This window comes from Murinocardiopsis flavida (genome assembly GCF_003014485.1).
GTDB lineage: Bacteria > Actinomycetota > Actinomycetes > Streptosporangiales > Streptosporangiaceae > Murinocardiopsis > Murinocardiopsis flavida.
Genome location: NZ_PYGA01000053.1, coordinates 1 through 6,025, shown reverse-complemented (window position 1 = coordinate 6,025; position 6,025 = coordinate 1). Strand labels below are relative to the sequence as shown.

6 protein-coding genes are annotated in these 6,025 nt (G+C 68.4%); 5 read left to right on the top strand and 1 reads right to left on the bottom strand.

Annotated elements, in window-relative coordinates; genetic code table 11:
• The coding region (locus CLV63_RS32880; RefSeq protein WP_211301604.1) for an ATP-binding protein at positions 1-2,109 on the top strand (2,109 nt) is incomplete at its 5' end.
• 108 nt (positions 2,110-2,217) lie between these two features.
• Positions 2,218-3,138, top strand: a complete 921-nt coding sequence (locus tag CLV63_RS32875; RefSeq protein WP_106587159.1) for a phosphotransferase — start codon at positions 2,218-2,220, stop codon at positions 3,136-3,138.
• Between the two features lie 84 nt (positions 3,139-3,222).
• On the opposite strand, the gene CLV63_RS32870 is transcribed toward CLV63_RS32875, so the two are convergent.
• Entirely contained in the window at positions 3,223-3,804 is a 582-nt protein-coding gene (locus CLV63_RS32870) for a TetR/AcrR family transcriptional regulator (protein WP_106587158.1), read from the bottom strand.
• Between the two features lie 111 nt (positions 3,805-3,915).
• On the opposite strand from CLV63_RS32870, the gene CLV63_RS32865 reads away from it, so the two are divergent.
• From CLV63_RS32865 to CLV63_RS32855, 3 genes are all read left to right on the top strand, one after another.
• Positions 3,916-4,779 (top strand): imine reductase family protein, encoded by an 864-nt coding sequence (locus CLV63_RS32865; RefSeq protein ID WP_106587157.1) that lies wholly within the window; start codon positions 3,916-3,918, stop codon positions 4,777-4,779.
• Between the two features lie 334 nt (positions 4,780-5,113).
• On the top strand, positions 5,114-5,383 hold the full coding sequence (locus tag CLV63_RS32860; RefSeq protein WP_106587156.1) for a hypothetical protein: 270 nt from the start codon (positions 5,114-5,116) through the stop codon (positions 5,381-5,383).
• A complete protein-coding gene (locus CLV63_RS32855) occupies positions 5,376-6,005 on the top strand; it encodes a DUF6879 family protein (protein ID WP_106587155.1) in 630 nt (209 codons plus the stop codon). Before CLV63_RS32860 ends, CLV63_RS32855 begins: the two co-directional genes overlap by 8 nt.
• The last annotated feature ends 20 nt before the right edge of the window (positions 6,006-6,025 follow it).

The following is a 6,025-nucleotide window of genomic DNA, read 5'->3' as shown; positions in this document are numbered from 1 at the left end:
CTGGCCGTGCACTGGGCCTATCAGCTCCAAGAGCGCTTTCCCGACGGGCAGCTCTACATCAACCTGCGCGGATACGACCCCGGAGCCCCGGTGGGTGCCCACGAGGCGCTGCGCCGCTTCCTCACCGCTCTCGGTGTCGATCCGCAGTCCATCCCCCAGGATCCCGACGCAGCCGCCGCCATGTACCGATCGGTCCTGGCCGACCGCCGGGTCCTGGTCGTCCTCGACAATGCGGCCACCGCAACGCAGGTGCGCCCGCTGCTGCCCGGAAGCTCGGATTGCCTGGTCATCGTTACGAGCCGCAGCCGCCTGTCCGGTCTCGCGGTCCGCGATAGCGCCCGCCGTCTGACACTGGGCACCCTGCCCACGGACGAGGCGGTCGCGCTGCTGCGCGCGGTGACCGCCGGGTACCGGCCGGAGGACGACGCGCGCAAGCTCGCCGAACTGGCCGGCTTGTGCGCACGGCTGCCGCTGGCCCTGCGGATCGCCGCGGAGCGCGCCGCCGGCAACCCCCACCTGCGGATCGACGACCTGATCACCGACCTGCGCGACGAATCCGCAATCTGGGACGCCCTCAGCACAGGTGACGACGAAGACGCCGACGCCGTGCGCACGGTCTTCGCGTGGTCCTACCGGTCCCTGCCCGAACCGGCCGCCCGCGTGTTCCGGCTGCTGGGCCTGCATCCCGGCCCTGAATTCGGCGTCCACGCCGCCGCGGCCCTGGGCGCACTGCCAACCGCCAGGACACGTCAACTGCTGGATTCCCTTGTCGGCGCCCATCTCATCGAGCAAAGCGGCCCCGACCGCTACGAGTTCCATGACCTACTCCGCGCCTATGCCACCGACCAGGCGCACCGCGAAGAGCCACCCGAAGAACGGGCGGCGGCTCTGCGCCGCGTGCTGGACTGGTATCTGCATACGGCCGATGCCGCCCAGGACTGGATCAGTCCCGCTGAGGAGCATCTGGTATCCGCATCACCTGAAGACGGCGGGCACCCACTGACCTTTCCGGACTTCGACGCCGCCGTGGACTGGGCGGAGACCGAGCACGCGACCATGCTCCGGTCCGTCCGGGCCGCCGAGGCGGCGGGGCTCGACCGGCTCACCTGGCAACTCGCAGCCGTCATGTGGAACGCGCGGCCCTCGTCCGCCTCCGTCACCGATTCCCTGGACGTGGACCGCGTCGGGTTGGACGCTGCGGTCAGGCTGGGCGACCGCGCCGCCGAAGCGCTGCTGCTCACCAACCTCGGCGTGGACTTCAACCAGGTGAACCGCTATTCCGAGAGCCTGGAGCCGCACCGGAGCGCCTTGGCGATCCGGCGCGACATCGGAGATCGCGGCGGCGAGGCCGATTCGCTCAACCTGCTCGGGCTGACCCATCTGTGGACGAGGAACCTCGACGCCGCCGCTCAACATTTCGAGGCGGCGATCGCCCTGTTCCAGGAGCTCGGTTCCGCCCACTGGGCGGCGAACTCCCGGTCCAACCTCGCCAGTGCCCACTACCGTGCCGGACGCCTGACAGAGGCTGAGACAGTCGTCCGCGAGGCACTGGCCGCACATCGATCACTCGACAACCGGCGCGGTGAGGGCAATGCCCTGCGCCTGTTGAGCGATGTCCAATGCGAACAGGGCGACATCGAAGGCGCACTGCACACGGCCCACGCCGCGCTCGACATCGCCCTTGACCTGCGCAACCAGCGCCTTGAGGGGTTCTGGCTCAGCACCCTTGGCAACGCGCAGCACGCCAAGGGGGATTTCGCCGATGCCCTGGAGTCCTTTCAGCGGTCCGCTGTGCTGCACCGGCGCCTCGGCGACCGCAGTAGGGAAGCATCGGCATGGCAGGGTGCCGGTGAGACCTACCGCAGCCTCGGCCGCCCCGATGAGGCCGCCGACTTCCACCGCCGGGCCGCGGCAACGCACCGCGAACTCCACGACCCGTGGAATGAGGCCCTGGCCCTCGACGGTCTGGCGGCGGCCCTCCTCAGTGAGGATCCGGCGGCGGCACAGCGGCACTGGGCGGCGGCGCTGGACCTGATCGCCGAGTACAACGACGCACGGGCCGCGCAGATGCGGGAGCGCATCGGCCGCCGACTCGCAGAGCCGACCTGAACCGCCCCGCATGCCCCTATGCGCGTCCATCCCACCCGCCCTGGTCGCAGCGGGCGTCTGGAGGCGGGTCCCGCGCCCGTTGCCGTGCCCGGCGCTATAGTCCCCGCTATGCCGTTGGACGATCTGCCGGTCTGGTTGCCGGTGTGGTGCCTGGAGCATTTGGGCGGCGAACCCGCCGCGGTCCTGTTCCGGTTGCGGCAGACCTCGACGGTGTTCGGCCTCCGGTTGGCCGACGGGACGGACGCCGTGGTCAAGGCGCGCGACGATGACGGTCGGGCCGCGGCGTGCGTCGCGGCGCAGGCCCGGCTGGCCGAGCGCGGGTTTCCGTGCGCCCGCCCGCTCACGCCGGTGGTCGGTGTCGGTTCGTTGGCCGTGCACGCCGAGGAGTTCCGTCCCGGCGGCGACGTGCTGCGCGGGGACTCGCCCGACGTGGCCGTGCACTACGCGGGGGTGTTCGCGCGACTGATGGCCGAACTGTCCGACGTGACCGTCCCACCGCCATTGCCGAATCCGCGCTGGGCGCGGTGGGATCACACCGACCCCGGGGTGTGGCCGGCACTCGCTTTCCTCGACGACCGGGACCAGAGCGCCGTGCCCGCGCACATCGCCGACACGGCCGTCCGGGCCCGCAGGCGGATACTGGCCGCCGATCTGCCGTGCGTGCTGGGTCATGCCGACTTCGAGGCGCAGAACCTCCGGTGGTACGGCCGGGAGGTGTGGGCGGTGCACGACTGGGACAGCCTTGCGTGGCAGCCGGAGGCGGCGCTGGCGGGAGCGGCGAGCGGGTCGTTCGCCGGTGCCGGGCCGTCCACGCTGGCGCCGGTCGGGAGTTCCGAGGCGTTCCTGGTCGCGTATCAGGACCTGCGGGGGCGCGTGTTCACCCTCGTCGAGCGGGAGGTCGCGTGGGCTGCGAGTTTGTGGGCGGCAGCGCACAACGCCCGGTGGGAAGCGCTGCACGGCGACAGACCGGTGTCCGGCGCTGCTCTGCGGGCGCAAGCGGCCGAACGCCTCCGCCGAGCGAGCGCCTAGTGTCGCGGCCGCGTAGGTCCGCCGGTCGTTCAGGCGGCGACGTCGACCGGGATTCGGCCCCATCGGCCCTGGTGAACGGGAGTGTCAGCGGTAGGAGTCGATGAGGCGGGCGAGGTGCCTGCCGGCGATCTCCAGTGGGGCTTCGCTCTGGGACACCTGCGCGGACATCTCCGCGCCCTCCAGGGTGCTGATGACCGTGTGCGCGAGGTCGTGGGCGACGTCCTCGGCGAAACCGGACCGTCGGAGCTTGTCGCGGACCAGGCCGCGCCAGTTCTCGAAGGCGTCCTCGGCGGCCCGCTGGATGTCGGGGACCCGCCCGGCGCTCTCCAGTGCCGCGGTGGTGATGGGGCAGCCGTCGAGCCAGTCGGACTCACGCAGCCCTGTGGCCAGCTCGCGGGTGCAGGCGATGATCGCCTCCGCCGGATCGTCGGTGCGATCGAGCGCCGCGCGCAGCAGGTCGGCGAACTCGGTGTCGCCGTAGCGGATCGCTTCGACCGCAAGCTCCCGCTTCCCGCCGCGGAAGAAGTGGTAGACGGAGCCGAGCGTCGCCTCGGCCTCCCTTGAGATGTCCTTGAGGCCGGTCGCCGCGTAGCCCTGCCGCTGCATCAGCCGGGAGGTCGCCCGGACGATCCGCTCCCGTGTGCCGACCTCGTGCGTTGTCACCATGCCCCCAGTGTAGTTGTTAGAACGTTCTTTCTAGTCATGTGCTAGCGTGCATCTGAATAGAACGTTCGTTTTAGAGTGCGAAGGATGTCGGTGTCAATGAACTCCACGTCAGTGAACCCCACGTCAGTGACCGTGATCGGCCTGGGTCCCATGGGGAAGGCCATGGCAGGTGCCTACCTGGACAACGGTTACGAGGTGACCGTGTGGAACCGCACGGCCGAGCGGGCCGACCCCCTTGTGGCCCGCGGAGCGCACCGCGCGGAGAGCGTGGCGGCCGCACTGGCGGTCAACGAGCTGGTGGTCCTGAGCCTCACCGACTACGCCGCGATGTACGCGATCCTGGAGCAGGCCCCCTCTGCCGCCCTCAAGGGCCGCACCCTGGTCAACCTCACGTCCGACACCCCCGATCTGGCCCGCCGGGCGGCGGCGTGGGCGGCCGAGCGCGGCGCCGTCCACATCACAGGCGGGGTCCAGACCCCTCCCCCCGGTATCGGCAACCCGGAGACCAGCACCTACTACAGCGGCCCCGAAGAAGCGGTCGAAGCCCACCGGGCCGCCCTGGAGGTCCTGACCGGCATCGACTACCTCGGCGAGGATCCCGGCCTGGCGGCGCTGTTCTACCAGTTGCTGATGGACATGTTTTGGACGGGCATGCTCAGCTACGTGCACGCCATGGCGGTCGCCGATGCCAACGGCGTCTCGGCCGCGCGCCTCTTGCCGCACGCGTCCAAGGCCATGGACTTCCGGTACTTCCTGGAGTTCTACGCGCCGCGCATCGACGCCGGCAACCACGACGGCGACGTCGACCGGTTGGCCATGGGAGTCGCCAGCATGGAGCACGTCCTGCACACGGCGGAGGCGTCCGGTGTGGACACCGCGCTCCCGACCGCCGTCCTCGCCCATTTCCGCCGCGGCGCCGCGGCAGGGCACAGCGAGGACAGCTTCACCAGCCTGGTCAAGGTGCTGAGGCCCTAACCGCGACCGCTCCGTCAGGAGGGTCGGGCTCGGACGCGTCCGGGCCCGGCTGTGTCACTGGCCAGCGCACTATTGCCCCGGGGGGAAACGGACACCAGACCAGAGAGCGGCCGCACCGAGCGCTTCTGCATTGCCGTGGGACGGCTCCGCATCGAGTCGGAAGGTGGATCCACCCGTTCAGCCCTGAAACACACACACATCTCGTCGCGCACCAGCCCGTTCCCTGGCTCCGGCCATCGTTTTTGCATCCGTTGCCGAATTAGCTCGTTGTTGATCAACCGCTGGATGTATCATTAATTTCTTCTGTGCGTATGACCATCCAGCGGGAGGCGACATGGCACGTGCATGGGAAGCCGATCCTTCAGCGCAGTTTGACCGTCGACTGGGGAAATCAGCCCGTGAACTGGGACGATCCGACGACGATAATGAATGTCCGGACATCTGGATGCTCGACAACGGTGACGTCGCCGTGATTGGCAGGGATATGACGCCTTCCTATGCTTCTCGACTCCCTGATGGTGTCGCTCTTTCCTCAGATGAAGGACTGATCGTCCTTCCGGGGAATATGTTGATCGCGGCCAAGGCGGACATTCCGGATGCGTGAACTGCGCACGCCCACCCTCCCCACCGAACTAGGCGAGACCCTCGACCGGGCGGTCTATAATCAGGATTTTCGCGAACGCAAGGCAGAGATCCGCAATCGGAGCTCGTGGAAGTTTGAGCGCCGTCAGCATTTTGAGGAAACGGGAAACGCCAGCAGGGATGCGCTTCTCCGTGGCGACTGGAGGGAGTCGATCCGACTGATCAGCGAGCGGCGCGAAGGACTGCTCGAAGCAAGTGAATTGGACAGACGCCGCGGAGCGTTCTTGCATCGTGTCCGAGTAGTTGAAACTCCACTCACGCCGTACATGCAATGGCAATTGCATTCGCTTAGATTGCGTGCAGAATGTGGTCATCACATCCGTGTTATCGGTTTAGGTGCGCTGCCCGTTTCGGACAGGGGTGCTTCGTTGCCGGAGGTGGTCATCCTTGGTGGTCGCAACCTTTACAACGTGCTCTACACCAAGGCGGGGGTTCCGAACGGCGCGGTCCGCTTTACCGACCCGGAGATCATCACGAACTGGGAGGGCTACATCGGGGCCCTCTACAAGGTGGGTGAGGACGTGCGTACCTTCTTCGACCGCGAAGTGGCGCACCTCCCGCCCCCGACGGTTGCGGCGGAGTAGGCGATCAGGGAACCGAGTAG

Bases quoted from the DNA above. Each gene is read 5' to 3' on its own strand.
- CLV63_RS32875 (WP_106587159.1), top strand. From the start codon at position 2,218: ATGCCGTTGGACGATCTGCCGGTCTGGTTGCCGGTGTGGTGCCTGGAG.
- CLV63_RS32870 (WP_106587158.1), bottom strand. From the start codon at position 3,804: ATGGTGACAACGCACGAGGTCGGCACACGGGAGCGGATCGTCCGGGCG.
- CLV63_RS32860 (WP_106587156.1), top strand. From the start codon at position 5,114: ATGGCACGTGCATGGGAAGCCGATCCTTCAGCGCAGTTTGACCGTCGA.
- CLV63_RS32855 (WP_106587155.1), top strand. From the start codon at position 5,376: ATGCGTGAACTGCGCACGCCCACCCTCCCCACCGAACTAGGCGAGACC.